This is a genomic window from Paenarthrobacter sp. NPDC090522, assembly GCF_044769225.1.
Taxonomy (GTDB): Bacteria; Actinomycetota; Actinomycetes; order Actinomycetales; family Micrococcaceae; genus Arthrobacter.
In genome coordinates this window covers 262128-282001 of record NZ_JBIVXL010000001.1, presented here as the reverse complement: position 1 = coordinate 282001, position 19874 = coordinate 262128, and the positions used below count along the sequence as shown (strand labels likewise).

Sequence of the window (19874 nt, the reverse complement as noted above, 5' to 3'; positions counted from 1 at the left end):
GCTCCGGAGCCGCCGCTGATTGCCTTAATGTCGGCGGCCCGTGATTGGCTTGAGCCAGAGATGCCCGCAGTGGGTCAATCCCACTGCGGGCATCCTGCGTTGACCGGCGGACAGGCAGAACTGATCACAGGATGGAGGCGGAGTATATGGCGGAACAGGATATCCAGCCGTCTTTGCTTCAGCCGTCGTTGCTGCAGGGCTTTCCGACGAAGCCAGCCGTCAAGGGGCCGCCCCTCGCAGCCGTGGACCCGGTTGCGCGGGTGGTCCTGGAGTCTCCCTTGCCGCATTTGGACCGGACCTTCGACTACGCCGTCCCCATCGAGCTGGCAGAGACGGCCGTCCCGGGTGTGCGGGTCAAGGTGAAGTTCAGCGGGCAGGAACTGAATGGCTACCTTGCCGAAAGGCGTCAGGTCTCCGACGCGGGGCATGGTCTGATCCCCCTCCACAAAGTGGTGTCACCGGTGGCAGTGATGACGCCGGCCATCAGCCGCCTCGCTGCCGCGGTGGCTGCCCGGTACGCCGGAACCCTCAGCGACGTCCTGCGGACGGCTATTCCGCCACGGGTAGCGAAGGTGGAGAAGGAAGCTTTGGAGACCCCGGAGCAGGATGTCACCGCAACCGCTCCGGTGGTGGACGCCGGGTCGTGGACCTCCTACACCAATGGGACGCCGTTCCTGCGGCATCTGGCTGCGGGCGGCACACCCAAGGCCGTGCTGACCGCTCTCCAGGGATTTGGCCGCCACGGGTGGCCCGCAATGCTGGCCTCGGCCGTGGCCGCTGTCCGCAGTTCCGGCCGCGGCGCCGTGGTGGTGGTTCCGGACTACCGGGACCTGGAGCGACTTGAGGCGGCGTTGGCGGAGGTCTTGCCCGCCACCGATATTGCACGTTTGACCGCCGACGACGGTCAGACGCCACGGTACCGGAACTTCTTGAGGCTCCTGATGGGCCAGGCGGGAGTGGCCATCGGCACCCGCTCGGCCGCCTACGCGCCAGTGCGCAATCCCGGGTTGATGGTGTGCTGGGATGACGGCGATGACCTGCACATCGATCAACGGGCGCCGTACGCGCACACGCGCGAGATCCTGTTGCTGCGCTCGGAACAGGAAGAGACGGCCTGCCTGCTTGCTTCGCATAGCCGCAGCACCGAGCTGCAACGGCTCGTGGAGCTTCAGTGGGCGGTGCCCATCGAGGCCCCGCGGGTAGCCGTCCGCGCCACGGCGCCGCGGGTACTGAATACGGCGGACAGCTTCGAACAGGAACGCGATCCCTTGGCACGCGTTGCGCGCCTTCCCGGGGCGGCCTGGAAAGCCGCGAAAGAAGGCTTGGAACGGGGCCCGGTCCTGGTCCAGGTGGCCCGGGCAGGCTACGCACCGTCCCTCGTTTGCCAAACGTGCCGCGAGCCGGCCCGTTGCACTGTGTGCCAGGGCCCGTTGGCAACATCCAGCGGCTCCGCCCTGCCTGCCTGCCGTTGGTGTTCTACGCCGGCTCCGCAGTGGCGTTGTGCGCACTGCAATGGCGTCCACTTGAGGCGCGGTGCCACGGGTGCCATCCGGACCGCCGAAGAACTTGGCAGGGCCTTTCCCGGGCACACAGTCATTACCTCATCCGGCGAGCACATCAAGGCGACCGTGCCGGGGTCGCCCGCCCTGGTTGTGGCCACAGTGGGTGCCGAACCCGTAGCCCCGGAGGGTTACGCGGCGGCGTTGCTCCTGGACGGGAATTCCCTGTTGCGCCGGGAAAACCTGCGGTCGGGCGAGGACACGGTTCGCCGGTGGTTCAACGCGGCCGCCCTGGTGCGTCCAGCGGGCCAAGGAGGACTGGTGGTCATCACCGCCGACGAGACCACGGCCACGGGGGCCCTGCTTCGCTGGGATGCTCCGGGTTACGCATCCCGTGAACTTGCCCTGAGGAAGGAGCTGCAGTTGCCTCCGGCGGTGCGGGTGGCTTCCGTCACCGGCACCCGGGCAGACGTCGTGTCGTTTTCGGAAACACTGACCGCCGCGCTCAATCGGCCAACAGATTCGTTGCGGAGCGTTGGTCCTGCCCCGGTACAGCTGCACGGCGCCGGTGCATCGGAGCCCGACGCCGATGTCCGCACGCTGTTCTTCATCCCGTACGGTGAAGCTGCCGCAGCCACCCAGGCGATGCGGGCGGTCAAGGCCGCCAACGCAGCCAAGCGCATGCACGGGCCCGTCCAGTTGCGGCTTGACGGAGTGGATGTCCTCTAGTGCCTGGACGAGCCTGTGGGAAGCGTCATGATTTCCGCGCCTGTCTCGGTAATGGCGATGGTGTGCTCTGTGTGGGCCGTCAGGCAACCTGTGGCGCTCCGGAGGGTCCAGCCGTCGGCATCGGTCACGAGTTTCGCCGTGTCCTGCATGACCCACGGCTCAAGTGCCAACAGCAATCCCGGACGGAGCTCATAGCCACGCCCCGGCCTGCCCGTGTTGGGAACATGCGGGTCCTGGTGCATGGTTGATCCGATGCCGTGGCCACCAAACTCCACGTTCACGGGGTAGCCGGCGTCTTTGAGGACCGAGCCGATCGCAGAGGACAGGTCGCCGATCCGTGCGCCGGGGACCGCTGCGGCAATGCCTGCTGCGAGGGCACGTTCCGTCGCGTCGATCATGGCCAGGCTTTCGGGACGCGCCGAGGTGCCAACCACGAAGCTGATGGCCGCGTCTGCCGCGATTCCGTTCTTGGTGACCGCGAGGTCCAAAGTGAGGAGGTCGCCGTCCGCAAGCGCGTAGTCGTGGGGCAGGCCGTGGAGCACGGCGTCATTGACTCCGGTGCAGATGTAGTGGCCGAAGGGACCCCGGCCAAACGAGGGAGCGTAGTCGACGTAGCAGGATTCGGCTCCGGCTTCGACGATCATGTCCTTGGTCCAGCGGTCGATGTCCAACAGGTTGGTGCCGACGGTCGCGCGGTTCTTCAGCGCCTGAAGGATGTCGGCAACCAGTGCGCCGGTGACTTTCGCTTTGGCGACTTCGGAGGGGCGCAGGATTTCAATCATTGGTGGTCTTTCGCTTTGGGGCATTGCGTTTGCGCAGGGCGACGGCTTCCTCCGCTGCAGCAAGCAGCTGCCGCGCGGATTCGTCCCAGTTAAAGTCCGCTGCCCGCTCCACGGAACGGCGCGACCGCTGTTGCCACAGGGCTTCGTCATCCAAGGCAGCCACGGCGGCGGCAAAGTCCGCAGGGGACCCGGGATCCACGTAGCTGACGGCGTCAGCACCCACTTCCCGGAAGATGGGGATGTCGCTCGCGATCACCGGCGTGCCCAAAGCCATCGCTTCGACCAAGGGCAGGCCATAACCCTCGGCCCGCGACAGGCTGATCAACGCGGTGGCCCGGCGGAGGAGCTCCTCGTATTCGTCGTCGGTGACTCCGTTGTGGAACTCCACCTTGGCGCCGTCCGGAATCAGCCCTTCCAGTTCCGCCCTCCGCTGGGACGTGATGCGGCTGAGCAGGTGCAGGGTGTAATCGGGGAGCCCGGCCATGCCGCGGATCATGGTCTCCACGTTCTTGTACGGCATGAACGAGCCCATATAAAGCAGGGATTTGTCCGCGCCGTCCGCCGGAGCCCGTGGCGTCTGTCCCGACTGCGGGGCGTTGCCGACAATCCGGACAGGGCGGCGCGTGAGCCGGTACTTCGCCATGAGTGCCTCGGTGGTCCGGCTGATGGTGGCCACCACTTCGGCCCGGTTCAGCAGCACGCGCTGCGGCCAGAACGCCTTATGGTAAAGCCTCCACAGCAGGCGGACCGGTGCCGGAAGGAAGCCCGGCGGCGCAGGGTGCTCGTAGTAGATCAGGTCATGCAGGGTCAGGATCAAGCTGTATTGCCGACCCCACGAGCCCATGGTCTGCATGGGGCAGACCACAACGTCGGCGCCCAGTGGATTGACTTTCCGTGCCACGAACAGCTCCAGGGGAGAGAGCGGGCTGTTTACCATGACCCACGGAACGTCGGGCAGCAGGGCAAGCTGCCTCTTGTCATTGATGAGCATGGTCACGTCGGCGATCTTCGCGGTCGCTGCGATGAGGCTTGAGCCGTAGCGGCTGATGCCGTCGTGGTGGTCTGTCCTGGTAAAGCGGGCGTCGATGACGATTTTCACGCGGGATGTTCCTCCAGGAAGGTTCGGATGGAAGCAGCTGCCGGTTCGGGCGTTTCGTAGTGGATCAGGTGCCCGACGCCGGGAATCACGTCCAGCGTCCCGTCCGGGAGGCGTTCCAGCAGTTTGTACTGGTTGGGCAAGGTGGCAATTTCGTCCTTTTCGCCGGCGACCAGCAGCACAGGGAGGTTGAGCTGTTCTGCCACGTCCGCGACGGTGCCGGAGACGGAGGCCTTGAACGATTCCAAGAGGCTGTTCCGATCGGCAAAGGCGCTGAAGTAGGCGTCGTGTTGGCCGTGGATGAAGCGCCTCAGCTGCTTGTCCTTGGTCTTGGCCATGGTGACGCTCATGATCCGGACGATTGCGCGGTTCCGCAGGATGGCAAGGCCAAGGCGACGGGGAAGCTTTGCCGAGGCCTGGTAGTAGAAGACCGCCAGCTTGGTCATGACGCCCTTGGGTCCCTCCAGGGCTGGAGCGGCTATGGGATTAACCAGTACCAGGGGAGACACCGCGCCAGGATGGCTTGCCACGAAATGGCTTGCCACGATCGATCCGAAGGAATGTCCAAGAAGGACCGTTTCCGGGCCCAGCCCCAAGGCTTCCATGAAGCCTTCAATGAAGCGACCGTAGCGCTCTACACTGTGTTCGTCGTCCACGAACGGCTCGGAGCTGCCGAAGGCCGGGAGGTCCGGCATGATGATGCGCATCTCCGGGAGCAGGTCAGCCACCCGCAACAAACCGTGGTGGTCGCCCCGGAAGCCGTGGATGACCAGGATGGTCCGTGTCTTGTCGGTAGCCTTGACCGGTTGGTACGTCCAATAGGCCACGGTGCTGCCATCGACGTCCACATCGGAAGCGGCCGTGCGGGCTGCCAAGGACTTGCTGAAGAACTCGACGGGGGCCTGTGCACCCCCAACGGGATGCGCGGTGTCCACTTTTTCCATTCAGTAATTCCTAGTTCACGTTGTCCGGATGCGAGCCCGTACGGTGGTGGCGTTCCAGGCCCGCCATACCGTCCAGGTCCTCGCTGTCCAGTTCGAAATCGAAGACGTTGACGTTCTCCTTGATGCGTCCTGCCGTGCTGGCCTTCGGTATGACCAGGTTCCCCAGTTGCAGGTGCCAGCGAAGGATGACCTGCGCGGGAGTCCTCTTGTACTTTTCCGCCAGGGCAACGATTGCCGGATCCCCGAGGACCTGCCCGCGGCCCAAGGGGCTCCATGCCTCGGTCCGGATGCCGAGCTGGCTGTGCAGGGTCCTGAGCCGGGCCTGCTGCAGCCAAGGATGCAGTTCCACCTGGTTCACGGCGGGAACCACTTCGGCGGACTGCATGAGCTGTTCAAGATGGTCCGGCTGGAAGTTGGACACGCCAATGGCCCGGACCTTGCCCTCACGGTAGAGGGTCTCCAAGGCCTTGTACGTCTCAGCGAACAGTCCACGGGCCGGGCAGGGCCAGTGGATGAGGTACAGATCCACGTAGTCCAGGCCAAGGTTGGCCATGGAGGTGTCGAAGGCTCGGAGCGTCGCATCGTAGCCATGGTGGTCGTTCCAGACCTTGGTGGTGACGAAAACGTCCTCGCGCGTCAGTGCGTGGACGGATTCACCGGATCCGCCCGTGCCCAGGTTGGCGTCCCGTGCGTCGCCGATGGCCCCGCCGATCGCCCGGCCCACGCCGACTTCGTTTCCGTACATGGCTGCGGTGTCGAAGCGCCGGTAGCCTTCCCCCAGTGCAGTGCTGACCAAGGCGTCGGCATCAGCCGGGGGGACCTTGTACAGGCCATAGCCCATCTGGTCCATCATGACGCCGTTGTTCAGGCTCAGCCGTGCCGGGAATCTCATAGCAACGACTCTACCCATTCCGGGGCGGATTGCCTCAGGAGTGGGCAGTGAAACTCACCAGCCTCCGCGCAGATGCTTCGTCGAGGATCAGGTCCGTTGCCAGCCCGGCAGCCAACGCCCCCTGGAGCCCATTGATCTTGGAAGCACCGGAGACCACGCAAATCCGGCGCCTGACCTGGCGCAGTTGTTCGTGGCTGGGGCCGGTTGACCGTTCGTTCAAGGTGATGCCGTCCGATGATCCGTCGCTGCGGAAGAAGACCGTGGCAACGTCGCCCACCACGTCGTCCTCTGCCAGCGCCGCCAGGTCCTGTTCATCGAGGTATCCCCCGGCGTAGACATGGCTGGGGTAGTCGGAGTCCACTGAGCCCACGCCGAAGATGGCAATGCTCATGCGGGCCTGCACATCGAGGATCCGCTGCACGCTGCGCTCATTCCACATGGCTGTCTTGGTGGCGGCGTGGTCGAAGAACGCAGGAACGGGGAACTGCTCCACCCGTGCACCATAGGCGCCTCCGAAACGCCGCATGATGTCGCTGGCGTAGGTAATACCGGTGGTCTGCATGTTTCCGGCCCCATTCAACTGCACCACGATGCTGTCGTGCGTCACCTTGCGGGTGAGGTGCCGGCTGACCGCGCTCAATGTGGCTCCCCAGGCCACCCCAATGATGGCGTTCGAGTCCACCAGGGGGCCAATGGTCCGGGCCGCCTGCATGGCAACGCGGTCCAGGGTCTCGGCTTCGTTCAGGGTGTCCAGTACCGGAACCACGTGGACGTCCACTCCGAAGCGGTCGCGGATCTGGCTTTCAAGTTCGGGCGCCGTATCAAAGGGGCTCTTGATCTGGACCTGAACCAGGCCGGTTTCCCGGGCCGAGGACAACAGCCGGGAAACCGTTGAACGCGAGGTCCTCAACTCACGGGCGATCGCGTCCATGGTCAGGTCCTGGAGGTAGTACATCTGTGCGGCCCTCAGCGCGTCCGAATGGCGTGATCGTCCCATCTCATTTCCTTGCTGCACGTTTGTGCAAATAGCTTGACTCCATTTTCCACCTTCGCCAGATTAGTGGTGAAAGGTGCAGCGGCGGGGAGCGCCACGCACGAACCAAGCCCAAGGGAGCAGTTTTGGGAAACAGGATTTCCGGTACCTCGTCCGAGGCACGTCGGCGTGAATCGGCAGCGGCCTTGAAGGAACGCCCCTCAGCCCAGGTACTCATCATCGGTGGCGGTATCAACGGAGTGGGGACGTTCCGGGATCTGGCACTGCAGGGCGTGGACGTGGCACTCGTGGAACGCGGAGACTACTGCCAGGGTGCCAGCGGCGCGTCGTCGCACATGATCCACGGTGGTATCCGCTACCTGGAAAACGGCGAGTTCCGCCTGGTGAAGGAATCTGTGGTGGAACGCAACCGCCTGCTGCGGATCGCACCCCACTACGTCAAGCCGCTCCAGACCACCATCCCGATCTTCAGCACCTTCTCCGGCATTCTTTCTGCCCCGGTGCGTTTCCTGACCCACAAGCAGGGAAAGCCGAAGGAACGCGGCGCTTTCCTCATCAAGCTCGGTTTGAGCATCTACGATTTCTTCTCCCGCGATGGCGGCAGTGTTCCGAAGCACCAGTTCCTTGGCCGCGACAAGGCCCTGGCCGAGTTGCCGCAGCTGCACCAGGGCATCAAGTACACCGCCACCTACTTCGACGCTTCCGTGCACAACCCGGAGCGGCTCACGCTGGATGTCCTCCAGGACGGCGAGAAGGCAGGACACGCGGCAGGCGGAGCAGCAGGGGGCAGCGCCCGTGCCAGCAACTATGTTTCACTGGTCTCCATGGGGGCCAACGGGGTGCGGCTTCGCGATGAACTGACCGGTGGGGAATTCGATTTCCAGGCGGACGTCATCGTCAACACCACTGGTGCGTGGGTGGATCTCACCAACCAGGCCATGGGTGCTGCCAGCACGTTCATGGGCGGCACCAAGGGATCGCACATCGTCCTGGACCACCCGGAACTCCTCGCCGCCTGCAACGGCAGGGAAATCTTCTTCGAGCACACTGATGGCCGCATCGTCCTCATCTACCCCATGGGCGACCGCGTGCTGGTGGGAACCACCGACGTCGACGCGGACATGTCCCAGGATGCGGTGTGCACCGAAGAAGAGGTGGACTACTTCTTCGACCTGGTGGGCCACGTCTTTCCCACCATCGCCGTGGACCGCAACCACATCGTCTACAGCTTCTCCGGTGTCCGTCCCCTGCCGCGGCATGACGCCACCCAGCCCGGGTTCGTCTCCCGGGACTACCGGATCGAACGCTCGGTCCGCACCGGCGATGGCGCGGCCGCGACGCCGGGCGGCAAGGCCGCCGTCGTACTGAGCCTGGTGGGCGGCAAATGGACCACATTCCGCGCGTTGGCCGAACACATGACCAACGACGTCCTCCGGGAACTCGGAAAAGAACGCAAGGTCTCGACGGCGAAACTCGCCATCGGCGGCGGCGCGGGCTTCCCCGTGACCGCCCAGGCCGAACAGGAATGGATCAAGTCGCATATGGGACCGGGGTTGGATGCGGGCCGGGTTGAAGGGCTGCTGACCCGCTACGGCACCCGCGCCGGGGAAGTCATCGCTTTCCTGAAAGCCGGCGAGGACGCCCCGCTGCGGTCCACCCGCGAACTCAGTGTCAGGGAACTGGAATTCATGGCACATAACGAGCAGGTAGGGCACTTGGTTGACGTGCTGATCCGCCGCACCTCGCTCGCATTCCGTGGCCTGGTCACGGGCGAACTGCTGAACGAGATTGCCGAGGCACTTGGTGGCCCCCTCGGTTGGGACGCCACGAAACGGCAGGCGGAAGTCCGCCTCGCGCAGGAGGTCCTGCACCGTTACCACAAGGTCAACGTGCACAGCCTGGTGGACTGAAACCCACCACCGGAACGGCACTGGCGACGGTGCCGTTCCAACAGCCTCTTCCACCCGCGAGGGGGCTGATAACAGAAGAATGAGGAGTCAAAGATGTCTCTTGGAATTGTTTTCCTTTCCGAAGTATTCGGAACCATGATGCTGACCCTTCTGGGTTGCGGTGTCGTGGCCAACGTTGCGCTCAAAGGCACCAAGGGCAACAACGCTGGATTCTTGATGGTGACCTGGGGCTGGGGAATTGCGGTCTTCGCGGGCGTCTTTGTGGCCGCAAAGTCCGGGGCCCACCTCAACCCCGCCGTCACCCTGGGCCTGCTCGTCAAGGGCAGCAAGGAATACGCCCCCGACGTCGCAGTCACCTTTGGGTCCACGCTGACCTACTTCGGCGGCGAACTCCTGGGCGCCTTCCTTGGTGCCGTGGTGTGCTGGCTCGCGTACAAGCAGCACTTCGACGCCGAGCCCCTTCCGGCCAACAAGCTGGGCACCTTTTCCACCGGCCCCGCCATCCGTTCCACGCCGTGGAATCTGATCACCGAAATCATCGGCACCTTCGTGCTGGTCTTCGTGATCCTGACCTTCGGCGGTACGCCTTCGGGCCTTGGACCGCTGGCCGTGGCACTGCTCGTTGTCGGCATTGGCGTGTCGCTTGGCGGACCCACCGGCTACGCCATCAACCCCGCACGTGACCTCGGCCCGCGCATTGCGCACGCTGTCCTCCCCATCCAGGGCAAGGGTTCCAGCGACTGGGCCTATTCCTGGATTCCGGTAGTGGGACCCCTTGTTGGTGGCGCCCTCGCCGGCCTCGTGGCCATCTGGGTTCCGGACATCATGCCCGCCGTCGCCGGCTGATCCCTTTCCATACAGGCAATACCCAACCACCCAACCACAGACAAGGACGTCACCATGAACCAATACGTCATCGCCATTGACCAGGGCACCACGAGTTCCCGCGCCATCGTGTTCGACCACGCGGGAACCATCGTTTCCACGGGCCAGATGGAGCACGAGCAGATCTTCCCGCAGGCAGGATGGGTGGAGCACAACCCGGCCGAAATCTGGGACAACACCCGCGAGGTCATTGCCTCAGCTCTCTCCAAGGCGAACCTGACACGGCACGATATTGCCGCCGTCGGAATCACCAACCAGCGCGAAACCGCGGTGGTTTGGGACAAGAACACCGGCGAGGCCGTCTACAACGCGATCGTCTGGCAGGACACCCGGACCCAGCCGATCGTCGACGAACTGGCCAAGGACGGGGGAGTGGAGCGGTTCAAACAGAAGGTAGGCCTGCCGCTGGCCACGTACTTCTCCGGGACCAAGATCAAATGGATCCTGGACAACGTCGAAGGAGCCCGGGAGAAGGCCGAAGCGGGAGACCTCCTCTTCGGAAACACCGACGCCTGGGTGCTGTGGAACCTCACCGGCGGGACCGACGGCGGCGTGCACGTTACCGATGTCACCAACGCCTCACGCACATTGTTCATGGACCTGGAGACGCTTCAGTGGGACCAGGAGATCCTGGACATCTTTGGGGTTCCGGCCTCCATGATGCCGGCCATCAAGTCCTCCTCCGAGGTCTACGGCCAGGTCCACACGTCCCAGTTGCTCCGGGAAACCCCGGTTGCCGGCATCCTGGGCGACCAGCAGGCAGCCACGTTCGGCCAGGCGGCTTTCCAGCCCGGTGAAGCCAAGAACACCTATGGCACCGGATGCTTCCTGATCTTCAACACCGGCGAGGAGATTGTCCATTCCAAGAACGGCCTGCTGACCACGCTTGGCTACAAGTTGGGAGACCAGAAACCGCACTACGCGCTGGAAGGATCCATCGCGGTCACGGGCTCGCTCATCCAGTGGCTCCGGGACAACCTCGGCATGATCAGTTCGGCCCCGCAGGTGGAAGAACTTGCTGCCGCGGTGGAGGACAACGGCGGCGTGTACATCGTGCCCGCCTTCTCCGGCCTCTTCGCCCCGTACTGGCGTGCCGACGCGCGCGGCGCGATCGTAGGTCTCACCCGGTACGCCAACAAGGGCCACATCGCCCGGGCAGCCCTGGAAGCCACGGCCTTCCAGACCCGCGAGGTACTGGACGCTGTCAACGCGGACTCCGGCGTGCCGCTCACCGAGCTGAAGGTCGACGGCGGCATGGTCGCCAACGATGCCCTCATGCAGTTCCAGGCGGACATCCTGGGCGTCCCGGTGGTCCGGCCGAAGGTCATTGAAACCACCGCCCTCGGTGCTGCCTACGCCGCCGGCCTGGCTGTGGGCTTCTGGAACGACCTCGGCGAGCTCAGTGCCAACTGGGGCGAGGACAAGCGCTGGGAACCGCAATTGGATGCGGCAGAGCAGGAGCGGCAGTTGCGGTTGTGGAAGAAGGCTGTGACCAAGTCCATGGATTGGGTGGACGAGGATGTGAAGTAGTCCTCGCTGACGAGGTTCCGGGGACTCCCGCCCGCCCGTCCCCAGCTGCTCCCGCCGCTCGCAAGCTCGCGGTGGGGCCCTCGCAGCTGGGGGCCCATCGCGGTGCCCACCACACCATGGCGGGAGTCCCCGGAACCTCTGTCTGCCCAGGCTCCGCGCCGCACCAACCGCATGGGCTTGGTGCGGTAAGGTATGTGTATGCGTGCGAACCTTCTGCTTAGTTAGCCGCCCGGCAATCTTCGCCGTGCGGCCGCCCCTCCATTGTCGAGGGGCTTTTGTGTGTCCGGGGGTTTTTGTGCCTTTGGGATCGTGCGACAACAGCAGAAGGTAATTCCGCCATCGAGAACAGAAGAGGGCAGCAGTGAGCGTTCAGCCGGAGACAGAGACCGGAACAGCACAGGCAACGGCAGCCGGAGCACCCGAAGAGGGCGTCTACAGCTTCGCGGCCATGGAAGCCAAGTGGCCGCAGGTCTGGGACGACCTCAAGGTGTTCACCCCCGTAGATGACGGTTCGCGGGAGCGCCGCTATGTGCTGGACATGTTCCCCTACCCCTCAGGCGACCTCCACATGGGCCACGCCGAGGCTTTCGCCATGGGCGATGTCGTGGCGCGCTACCTCCGGCAGAAGGGCTACGACGTCCTGCATCCGATCGGCTGGGACTCCTTTGGCCTGCCCGCCGAGAACGCGGCCATCAAGCGCAATGCCCACCCCAGCGAGTGGACCTACGCCAACATCGATACGCAGGCCGCGTCCTTCAAGCGCTATGCCATTTCCGCCGACTGGTCCCGCCGCCTGCACACCTCCGATCCCGAGTACTACCGCTGGACGCAGTGGCTGTTCAAGCGCTTCTACGAGCGCGGCCTGGCCTACCGCAAGGACTCGCCGGTCAACTGGTGCCCCAAGGACCTCACCGTCCTGGCCAACGAACAGGTGGTCAACGGTGCCTGTGAACGCTGCGGCACTCCCGTCACCAAGAAGTCGCTGAACCAGTGGTACTTCAAGATCACGGAGTACGCCGATCGCCTGCTCGAAGACATGGACCAGTTGCAGGGCCACTGGCCCGAACGGGTCCTCGCCATGCAGCGGAACTGGATCGGCCGCTCGGAAGGCGCCCACGTCCGCTTCGTCATTGAAGCCGAAGGAAGCCGCCCCGAACGCGAAGTCACTGTCTTCACCACCCGGCCGGACACCCTGTACGGCGCAACCTTCTTTGTTGTCGCAGCAGACGCCCACCTGGCCCTGGACCTGGTCACCCCGGAACAGCATGACGAACTCATGGCGTACCGCGAAAAGGTCAAGGCGCTCTCGGAAATCGAGCGCCAGTCCACAGAGCGGGAAAAGACCGGTGTGTTCACTGGCCGCTACGCCATCAATCCGCTCAACGGCGAAAAGCTGCCCGTGTGGGCCGCGGACTACGTGCTGGCCGACTACGGGACGGGCGCCATCATGGCTGTTCCCGCACACGACCAGCGCGACCTGGATTTCGCCAAGGCGTTCAACCTGCCTGTCCGCGCCGTACTGAACACGGGTGAGGACGATCCTGCGGAATCCGGCGTAGCCACCGCAGGCGAAGGCACCCTGCAGAACTCGGGCGCACTGGACGGCCTGAGCAAGGCCGAGGCCATCCCTGCTGCCATCGACATCCTGGAAAAGCAGGGCACCGGGGAGAAGTTCGTCAACTTCCGCCTCCGCGACTGGCTGCTGAGCCGCCAGCGGTTCTGGGGCACGCCGATTCCGATCATCCACTGTGGAGAATGCGGCGAGGTGCCGGTTCCGGATGACCATCTGCCGGTGAGGCTGCCTGAAGATCTCCGCGGAGAGGCGCTGGCGCCCAAGGGCACATCACCGCTGGCCGCCGCCGTCGAATGGGTCAACGTCGAGTGCCCCAACTGTGGCCGCGCCGCACAGCGCGATACCGACACCATGGACACGTTCGTCGATTCGTCCTGGTACTTCCTGCGTTTCGTCTCGCCGAACTTCACTGAAGGCCCGTTCGATCCGGCGAAGATCAACGACTGGATGCCGGTAGGGCAGTATGTAGGCGGCGTGGAGCACGCCATCCTGCACTTGCTGTACGCCCGCTTCTTCACCAAGGTCATCAAGGACATCGGCCTGATTGAAGCCAACGAGCCCTTCAGTGCCCTGCTCAACCAGGGCCAGGTGCTCAATGGCGGCAAGGCCATGAGCAAGTCCCTGGGCAACGGCGTGGACCTCGGCGAACAGCTGGACAAGTTCGGTGTGGACGCTGTCCGCCTGACCATGGTCTTTGCTTCTCCGCCCGAGGACGACGTTGACTGGGCTGACGTTTCGCCTGCCGGGTCGGGCAAGTTCCTGGCCCGTGCGTGGCGCCTTGGCCAGGACGTCACCAGCGAACCCGGCACCGATCCGGCCACGGGCGACCGTGCCCTGAGGACCGTGACCCACAAGACCATTGCCGATGCCGCGGAACTGCTGGACAACAACAAGTTCAACGTGGTTGTCGCGCGCCTCATGGAGCTGGTCAACGCGACGCGCAAGACCATCGACTCCGGTGCCGGTGGAGCCGATCCCGCAGTCCGTGAGGCCGTTGAGGCTGTTACCGTGATCCTCAGCCTCTTCGCTCCGTACACTGCGGAGGATCTGTGGAACGCCCTTGGCCACCCTGCCTCCGTGGCCAACGCAGGGTGGCCCGCACACGACGAGTCCTTGCTGGTCCAGGAAACCGTCACTGCCGTTGTCCAGGTGCAAGGGAAAGTCCGTGACCGCCTGGAAGTCTCCCCGGACATCAGCGAAGACGAATTGCGTGAACGCGCGCTGGCATCGGAAAACGTCCAGCGCGCCATGGACGGCCGTGGCATCCGCACCGTCATCGTGCGGGCACCTAAACTGGTGAACATCGTTCCTGCCTAGCGGGGATTGTGCGGCCGCCGGCACTGTGCCGGCGGCCAGCCATCATCTTTGGAGGTTGCGTGCCTGAGCGAGAACCACCCGCGTGGATGTGGCTCAAGGAAAGAGTGGCGCGCCTCCGGCAGCCAGCGGCACCGGTTCCTGTCGCTGACGAGCCCCTTGCCGCCGTCGTCACGACTGCCGTGGTCACCGATTCGGCGGCCGCGTTGCCCGCTGACTGGGTTTCCGCCTTTACGGCCGACGGTCGTTTGGCTGTTGTTCCCATGCCGGTGATGGTGGGAAACGAAATATACGGTGAAGGTGAAGACGACATCACCCAGACGTTGTCGTTGGCGCTTGCCTCCGGCGCCTCGGTGAAGACCTCACGGCCATCGCCAGGCCAATTCGAGCAGGCGTATCTGGCCGCCCAACGTCGTGGATTTGAGGCCGTAGTCTCCATCCACATCTCGTCCGAACTCTCCGGAACCGCCGATGCAGCCCGCCTTGCTGCAGCCCGGGTGACCATACCCGTGGAAATCGTTGATTCCCGGACAGTAGGTATGGCGCAGGGGATGGGTGTTCAGAGCGCCGTGGTTGCCGCGGCCGACGGCCGGGGAGCCGCCGAGGTCCGGGACTTCGCCGTGGAGCGTATGGACCGCACCAAGGTCTACTTCTACGTCCCCAGCCTTGAGCAGCTTCGCCGCGGCGGCCGCATCGGCGCCGCCGCCTCGCTCCTGGGAACGGTGCTTTCCATCAAACCGATCCTTGCCGTCGACGGCGGCAAGATCGTCCCGCTGGAAAAGGTCCGGTCCGCTGTACGGGCCATCTCCCGGTTGGAAGAGATCGTCGTCGCCGACGTCGCGTCCCGCGCTCCCGGCCAGGCGCGTCTGGCCGTACACCACTTCGGGAATCCAGCCGAGGCAAAGTCACTTGCCGCCCGGCTCGCCGAAAAATGTCCCCAGTCTCCGCTTGCCCAGATCAGTTCCCTCCCCGCCGTTCTTGCCGCACACGCCGGTCTGGGTGTGTTGGCCGTCATTGTGGGAGAAAGCAGCACGCCGGGCAATTGACGGCTTTATCCACATAGTCCCGATGGGGAACAGTGCCCGTTCGGACCCGGCCATAGGCTCAATTCATGCCACGCCGGACCCAGGACGCCTCGTCCGATGCCGCAACCGCGGTGTTCAGGCGGCGGCTGTCCCGTCATGTCCAGCCCGCTGTGCAGGCGGAACCGCTGCTGGCGATTGCGGTGGAGGAGCAGACCTCCGACGGCGGTGACAGTGCCGGACTGCCGACGGCGGTCCCTTCCCGTTTCCGGTGGCGCAGCCCCCGCGCCGTGGTGTTCGTAGTGGCTGCGGCCGCCGTGGTGGCGGCCGTGTGCTTTGTCTGGCAAACCGGCCAGGACCAACCCTTGATCGAACCGCTCACCCCTGCTGCAACCTCCGAGGCAGCAGTTCCCGGTGCGGAGGCCGGGCAAGTCACGATGCCCGGTGCGACCGTGGTCATCCACATCGCCGGTGCCGTGCAAAAACCTGGAGTGGTCTCCTTGCCGGAGGGCAGCAGGGTTTTCCAGGCCATTGACGCGGCCGGAGGTGCTGCCCAGGATGCCCGTCTTGACGGACTGAACCTGGCCGAAGTGGTGGCGGACGGGGCCAAGATCGTGGTGCCGCGTGCCGGGGATGCGCCCGTCCCGTCTCCGGTGCAGGAACAGTCTGAAGCGGAAGCCGGAAGTGCCGCCGGGCCGGGAAGTTCGGCCAAAGTCAATATCAACACCGCCAGTGTCGAGGAGCTCGGCACGTTGCCCCGCGTGGGACCCGTCATGGCGCAGCGCATCGCGGACTGGCGAAAGGATCACGGCCCCTTCACGTCCGTCGAGGAATTGGACGCGATCGACGGCATCGGCCCCAAGCTCATGGAATCGCTCAAGGGCCTGGTGACGGTGCAGGGTGGCTGAGTCCGCCGAAGGAACCTCGGCCAGGCGACTGGACGTACGCCTGGTCCCGACAGCCCTCGCAGCCTGGTCGGCTGCTTTGGCGGGAACGGTGGCTCCTCAGCCGTGGTCCGCCTCGATCTGCGCTGTGCTGGTGGTGGGTGCCTTGGGTTTGACGGTGTCCGGACGGAAACGCCGACGCCGGGGGATGTGGGTGCGGACCACGTCGTCCACCCTCGCGCTGGCCTGCGTGGCCGGTGCCGCCGTGGCCCTGCACTGTGCCCTGGACATGGCCTGGCGCGAGCAGGGCCCGCTTGCCGCCGCTGCCGCCCGAAATGATGGAGTGGTCATTACGGTCCGCGTTACCGGTCCTCCGGCGGCGCTGTCCGTTCCAGGGCATTCCGGGGAAAGCCGGTGGGCCGTCCCGACGCAGGTGGAACACTTCACCTCCCAAGGCAATACCGTGACAGATTCGGCTGCGGTGTTGGTCATCGGTGGGGACGCCTGGGAGCGCGTGCAGCCGGGACAATCGCTGAGAACCGCGGGAACCCTGGGGGAGGGCAAGCAGGGCCAGCCCGAGGCCGCTGTCCTGGCCGCGTCAACGGCGCCCGTGCTGGTCGCTGATTCCTACGACCCCCAACAAACCGCGGCCCGGGCCCGGGAGCAATTCCGCAAAGCGTCGGCTTGGTTGCCCCCGGACGCGGCAGGCCTGCTGCCGGGCATGGTTACCGGCGACACCTCCACGCTGCCGGAGAGCCTCGAATCGGCCATGAAAACTACGGGCATGACCCATCTGACCGCGGTCAGCGGTGCAAACTGCAGCCTGGTCCTGGGTGGATTCATCCTGCTGGCCCGGACTTTCCGCCTGCCGCGGCCCCTGGCGGCCATCAGTGGGGTTGCCGGTCTGGCGGCCTTCGTGGTCCTGGTCGGACCGGATCCGAGCGTCCTGCGGGCGGCGGTCATGGGCACGGTGGGGCTGGCCGCCCTCACCGCGGGGCGTCGCGGCAGGTCACTGTCCTTCCTCTGCCTTGCGAGCACCTCGCTTTTGCTCCTTGACCCCGGCTTGTCTGTGTCATTTGGGTTCCTGCTTTCCGTCCTGGCCACCCTCGGTATCGTGTTGTTCGCTGGCCGCCTGGCGTCATGGTTTCCGGCATGGGTTCCCGCGTGGTTGGCCACGGGCATCGCCGTTCCACTGTCAGCGCAGTTCATGTGTGGACCCGCCATCGTTGCGCTGCAGCCCCAATTCTCGCCCTACTCCCTCGCAGCCAATGTGCTGGCTGGGCCATTGGTAGCCCCCGTCACCATCCTCGGAACCATCTCCGTGCCGTTGGCTTCGGTGCCATGGCTGGCCGCGGCGCCCGTGGCCGTGGCGGGGACCAGCGCCGGAATGGTGGCAGCTGTGGCCCGGTTCTTCGCCGCCCTGCCAGGTGCTGCCATGCCGTGGGCGGAGGGGCCGGTGGGGATCGCATCCATGCTTGCCTTCTCCACCGTTGCTGTCCTCGTAACGTGGAGCATGCTCCATCCGGCAGGCTTCCGCGTGGCGGTGCTGAACTTCCACAGCAACATCATGAAGGGCCTGGAATCCCTCGAGCGACCTGCTTCGTGCCGGGCTGCGCTGCGGGGTGCCGGTCGACGCCATCAACACCTACGCCGCGGACGTGGCAGACTTAAACCTTGCGCAAACCCGTCCGGAAGGAATCACCAGTGGCTGCTGCCCAGAACACCCGGGCCAAGAACATCCCGGCGAACAACGCCGGATGGCGCGACGCCACGCCTGCCGCCGTAGTGCTGGTCACCGGACCGGAAGAGTACTTGGGAATCCGTGCTATGGACCGCATCAGGTCCCTGGTCCGCTCCTCAACCCCGGATGTGGAGCTGACCAGGCTCAACGCGGGAGCATACGAGGGCGGCTCCTTGGCCATGACGGTAACCCCGTCGCTTTTCGGTGAAGGAAAGCTGGTCGAAGTCGAAGGCCTCGAGTCGATGAACGACGCCTTCCTTGCTGACGCCATGAAGTACCTTCCCCAGCCGGAGGACGACGTGGTCCTTGTCCTGCGGCACGCGGGGGGAGTCCGGGGCAAGAAGTTGCTTGACGCCGTCAAGGCCGCAGGCTGGCCCGTGATCGACTGCCAGCCCCTCAAAAAGGACTCCGACAAGACGGCATTCGTCGTAGCGGAGTTCAAAGCCGGCGGCCGGCGGATCGAGGGCGGTGCGGTCCAGGCCCTCGTCAATGCGGTGGGAGCCAATCTTTCGGAGCTTGCCGCAGCATGTAACCAACTCATCGCCGATGCCACCACTGCCGTCACCGCGGACACCGTGGACAGATACTATGGGGGCCGCGTCGAGGCCACGGCCTTCAAAGTAGCGGACGCGGCCATGGCGGGAAATGGTCCGTTGGCCCTCTCCACCCTGCGGCACGCGGTCTCCACCGGAGTTGATCCCGTTCCGTTGGTGGCGGCACTGGCGGCCAAACTGCGGACCATTGCCAAAGTGGCGGGCGCCAAGGGGTCCTCAGCGACCATCGCGAAGAGCCTGGGCATGCAGCCCTGGCTCGTGGAGCAGGCGCAGCGGGATGTCCGCCGTTGGACTCCCGAGGGGCTCATCCGCTCCATCCAGGTCATTGCCGAGGCTGACGCCCAGGTCAAGGGTGAGTCGAGGGATCCCGTGTATGCCGTGGAGCATGCAGTCACAGTCATCTCGACGTCGGCCCAGCGCAAGTGAGGACGCCCTGGTTGGGCTGGGCGCTGGGCTGGGCTTAAAAGCCAGGAGGCCGGCACCCGTGGGTGCCGGCCTCCTGTTCAGCTCAGTCGAACTGGAAAAACCTTAGAGTGCGTTGACCTTCTTGGAGATCGCCGACTTGCGGTTAGCAGCGTTGTTCTTGTGAATAACGCCCTTGCTGACAGCCTTGTCCAGCTTACGGCTGGCAGCAGCAAGTGCAGTTCCAGCAGCATCCTTGTCAGCAGACGCAACGGCGGTGTTGACGGCGCGGATGGCCGTCTTCAGCTCGGACTTGACTGCGTTGTTGCGCAGGCGAGCCTTCTCGTTGGTGAGGATGCGCTTCTTCTGGGACTTGATATTAGCCACGTATGAACTCTCTTTTTAATGCGGAAATGGTCTAGAGGGTTGTCAGGTTGGCCATCGACTGAGCGGCGTGGGGATGCCTATGGCAGCCAACCATGTGTGGCCGTCGACCTGCACGGACACACAGCTATAAAGAATAGCAGAAAGACGAGCGAACTGCGGAATGCCTCAGTTCCTGGTGGACTTCCCGTGCAGGGCCAGAGCGACATCACCGAAGGCAGCTTTACCGAGGACAGCCCCTTCGCGCCGGACCGCGCCCGGATCCAGTCGGATGACGCGGTCCACTTTGACTTCGCTGGGGCGGCCCTGGCGGTCCCACGGACCCGCGCCGATGTCCACGTAGTCGTCCGCCCGCATCCCGTTGTCGTGGTCCTTGGAGGTCAGCATCAGTCCAAGAAGCCACTTTCCATCACGTCCCACCAGCAGCACGGGCCGGTCCTTGCCCTGCGCGTGATCCTCCTCGTACGGCACCCAACTCCACACGATCCCGCCCGGATCGGGCTTCCCGTCCGGTTTGGGGGCGTAATGCGGTGTGACCCGGCCGTGGTAGTCGCCGGGATAAGCGCCTGACCCGTTGACGACGTCGTTTGGCCGGCTCTGCTGCCCCGTGGACACACGCCGCTGTGGGGTACCGCTGCGGGGAGCGGCTTTGGTGCCGGCACCTCCCAACGCCTTGAGGGAACGGAGGATGAAGGTGCCGAGGGGTCGCAAGTCCAAAGCCATGGGATAAAGCTACCCC

16 protein-coding genes are annotated in these 19874 nt (G+C 64.9%); 9 read left to right on the top strand and 7 right to left on the bottom strand.

Features of this window, described 5'->3' with window-relative positions; all coding sequences use genetic code 11:
• Nucleotides 1-146: 146 nt before the first annotated feature.
• Nucleotides 147-2228 carry a primosomal protein N' gene (locus ACIQT2_RS01270; RefSeq protein WP_402942817.1) on the top strand — a complete coding sequence of 694 codons (2082 nt, stop codon included), beginning with the start codon at nt 147-149 and terminating at the stop codon, nt 2226-2228.
• On the opposite strand, the gene map is transcribed toward ACIQT2_RS01270, so the two are convergent.
• Genes map through ACIQT2_RS01245 form a run of 5 tightly spaced genes read right to left on the bottom strand, consistent with a single transcriptional unit; the run spans nt 2225 to nt 6939 of the window.
• Entirely contained in the window at nt 2225-3010 is a 786-nt protein-coding gene (gene map / locus ACIQT2_RS01265) for a type I methionyl aminopeptidase (protein WP_402942815.1), read from the bottom strand. The genes ACIQT2_RS01270 and map overlap by 4 nt on opposite strands.
• Nucleotides 3003-4109: a glycosyltransferase family 4 protein gene (locus ACIQT2_RS01260; protein ID WP_402942812.1), complete on the bottom strand. Its 1107-nt coding sequence runs from the start codon at nt 4107-4109 to the stop codon at nt 3003-3005. The genes map and ACIQT2_RS01260 overlap by 8 nt, the downstream gene beginning before the upstream one ends.
• A complete protein-coding gene (locus ACIQT2_RS01255; RefSeq protein WP_402942809.1) occupies nt 4106-5050 on the bottom strand; it encodes an alpha/beta fold hydrolase in 945 nt (314 codons plus the stop codon). Before ACIQT2_RS01255 ends, ACIQT2_RS01260 begins: the two co-directional genes overlap by 4 nt.
• Nucleotides 5051-5060: 10 nt before the next feature.
• Complete coding sequence (locus ACIQT2_RS01250; protein WP_400332022.1) at nt 5061-5942, bottom strand: aldo/keto reductase; 882 nt, start codon at nt 5940-5942, stop codon at nt 5061-5063.
• 34 nt (nt 5943-5976) lie between these two features.
• Complete coding sequence (locus ACIQT2_RS01245; protein WP_400332025.1) at nt 5977-6939, bottom strand: sugar-binding transcriptional regulator; 963 nt, start codon at nt 6937-6939, stop codon at nt 5977-5979.
• 122 nt (nt 6940-7061) lie between these two features.
• Here ACIQT2_RS01245 and ACIQT2_RS01240 point away from each other — a divergent pair, with 122 nt between their 5' ends.
• The 8 genes from ACIQT2_RS01240 to holA all read left to right on the top strand — a co-directional run bounded on the left by ACIQT2_RS01240 (nt 7062) and on the right by holA (nt 18775).
• Nucleotides 7062-8846 carry a glycerol-3-phosphate dehydrogenase/oxidase gene (locus ACIQT2_RS01240; protein WP_402942806.1) on the top strand — a complete coding sequence of 595 codons (1785 nt, stop codon included), beginning with the start codon at nt 7062-7064 and terminating at the stop codon, nt 8844-8846.
• 93 nt (nt 8847-8939) lie between these two features.
• Nucleotides 8940-9692 (top strand): MIP/aquaporin family protein, encoded by a 753-nt coding sequence (locus ACIQT2_RS01235; RefSeq protein WP_397321664.1) that lies wholly within the window; start codon nt 8940-8942, stop codon nt 9690-9692.
• A 54-nt stretch (nt 9693-9746) separates the two neighbouring features.
• Nucleotides 9747-11261 carry a glycerol kinase GlpK gene (gene glpK / locus ACIQT2_RS01230; RefSeq protein WP_400332031.1) on the top strand — a complete coding sequence of 505 codons (1515 nt, stop codon included), beginning with the start codon at nt 9747-9749 and terminating at the stop codon, nt 11259-11261.
• A gap of 361 nt (nt 11262-11622) precedes the next feature.
• Nucleotides 11623-14151, top strand: coding sequence for a leucine--tRNA ligase (gene leuS / locus ACIQT2_RS01225; RefSeq protein WP_402942802.1), 2529 nt, complete (start codon nt 11623-11625; stop codon nt 14149-14151).
• An 8-nt stretch (nt 14152-14159) separates the two neighbouring features.
• Nucleotides 14160-15194: a DegV family protein gene (locus tag ACIQT2_RS01220; RefSeq protein WP_402942799.1), complete on the top strand. Its 1035-nt coding sequence runs from the start codon at nt 14160-14162 to the stop codon at nt 15192-15194.
• Between the two features lie 65 nt (nt 15195-15259).
• A complete protein-coding gene (locus ACIQT2_RS01215; protein ID WP_402942797.1) occupies nt 15260-16078 on the top strand; it encodes a helix-hairpin-helix domain-containing protein in 819 nt (272 codons plus the stop codon).
• Entirely contained in the window at nt 16071-17840 is a 1770-nt protein-coding gene (locus tag ACIQT2_RS01210; protein ID WP_402942794.1) for a ComEC/Rec2 family competence protein, read from the top strand. Before ACIQT2_RS01215 ends, ACIQT2_RS01210 begins: the two co-directional genes overlap by 8 nt.
• A complete protein-coding gene (gene holA / locus ACIQT2_RS01205; protein WP_402942791.1) occupies nt 17759-18775 on the top strand; it encodes a DNA polymerase III subunit delta in 1017 nt (338 codons plus the stop codon). Before ACIQT2_RS01210 ends, holA begins: the two co-directional genes overlap by 82 nt.
• A 102-nt stretch (nt 18776-18877) precedes the next feature.
• Here the strand turns inward: holA and rpsT are convergent, their stop codons facing one another.
• The gene (rpsT, locus tag ACIQT2_RS01200) at nt 18878-19138 is read right to left on the bottom strand and encodes a 30S ribosomal protein S20 (RefSeq protein ID WP_347107561.1); all 261 of its coding nucleotides are present in this window, start codon (nt 19136-19138) and stop codon (nt 18878-18880) included.
• A 165-nt stretch (nt 19139-19303) separates the two neighbouring features.
• Nucleotides 19304-19858 (bottom strand): type II toxin-antitoxin system PemK/MazF family toxin, encoded by a 555-nt coding sequence (locus ACIQT2_RS01195; protein ID WP_402942788.1) that lies wholly within the window; start codon nt 19856-19858, stop codon nt 19304-19306.
• Between the last annotated feature and the right edge of the window lie 16 nt (nt 19859-19874).

What these genes read in the sequence shown, in the direction of transcription:
- ACIQT2_RS01270 (WP_402942817.1), top strand. Translation starts at nt 147, where the DNA reads ATGGCGGAACAGGATATCCAGCCGTCTTTGCTTCAGCCGTCGTTGCTG.
- map (WP_402942815.1), bottom strand. Translation starts at nt 3,010, where the DNA reads ATGATTGAAATCCTGCGCCCCTCCGAAGTCGCCAAAGCGAAAGTCACC.
- ACIQT2_RS01255 (WP_402942809.1), bottom strand. Translation starts at nt 5,050, where the DNA reads ATGGAAAAAGTGGACACCGCGCATCCCGTTGGGGGTGCACAGGCCCCC.
- ACIQT2_RS01250 (WP_400332022.1), bottom strand. Translation starts at nt 5,942, where the DNA reads ATGAGATTCCCGGCACGGCTGAGCCTGAACAACGGCGTCATGATGGAC.
- ACIQT2_RS01245 (WP_400332025.1), bottom strand. Translation starts at nt 6,939, where the DNA reads ATGGGACGATCACGCCATTCGGACGCGCTGAGGGCCGCACAGATGTAC.
- ACIQT2_RS01235 (WP_397321664.1), top strand. Translation starts at nt 8,940, where the DNA reads ATGTCTCTTGGAATTGTTTTCCTTTCCGAAGTATTCGGAACCATGATG.
- glpK (WP_400332031.1), top strand. Translation starts at nt 9,747, where the DNA reads ATGAACCAATACGTCATCGCCATTGACCAGGGCACCACGAGTTCCCGC.
- ACIQT2_RS01215 (WP_402942797.1), top strand. Translation starts at nt 15,260, where the DNA reads ATGCCACGCCGGACCCAGGACGCCTCGTCCGATGCCGCAACCGCGGTG.
- ACIQT2_RS01195 (WP_402942788.1), bottom strand. Translation starts at nt 19,858, where the DNA reads ATGGCTTTGGACTTGCGACCCCTCGGCACCTTCATCCTCCGTTCCCTC.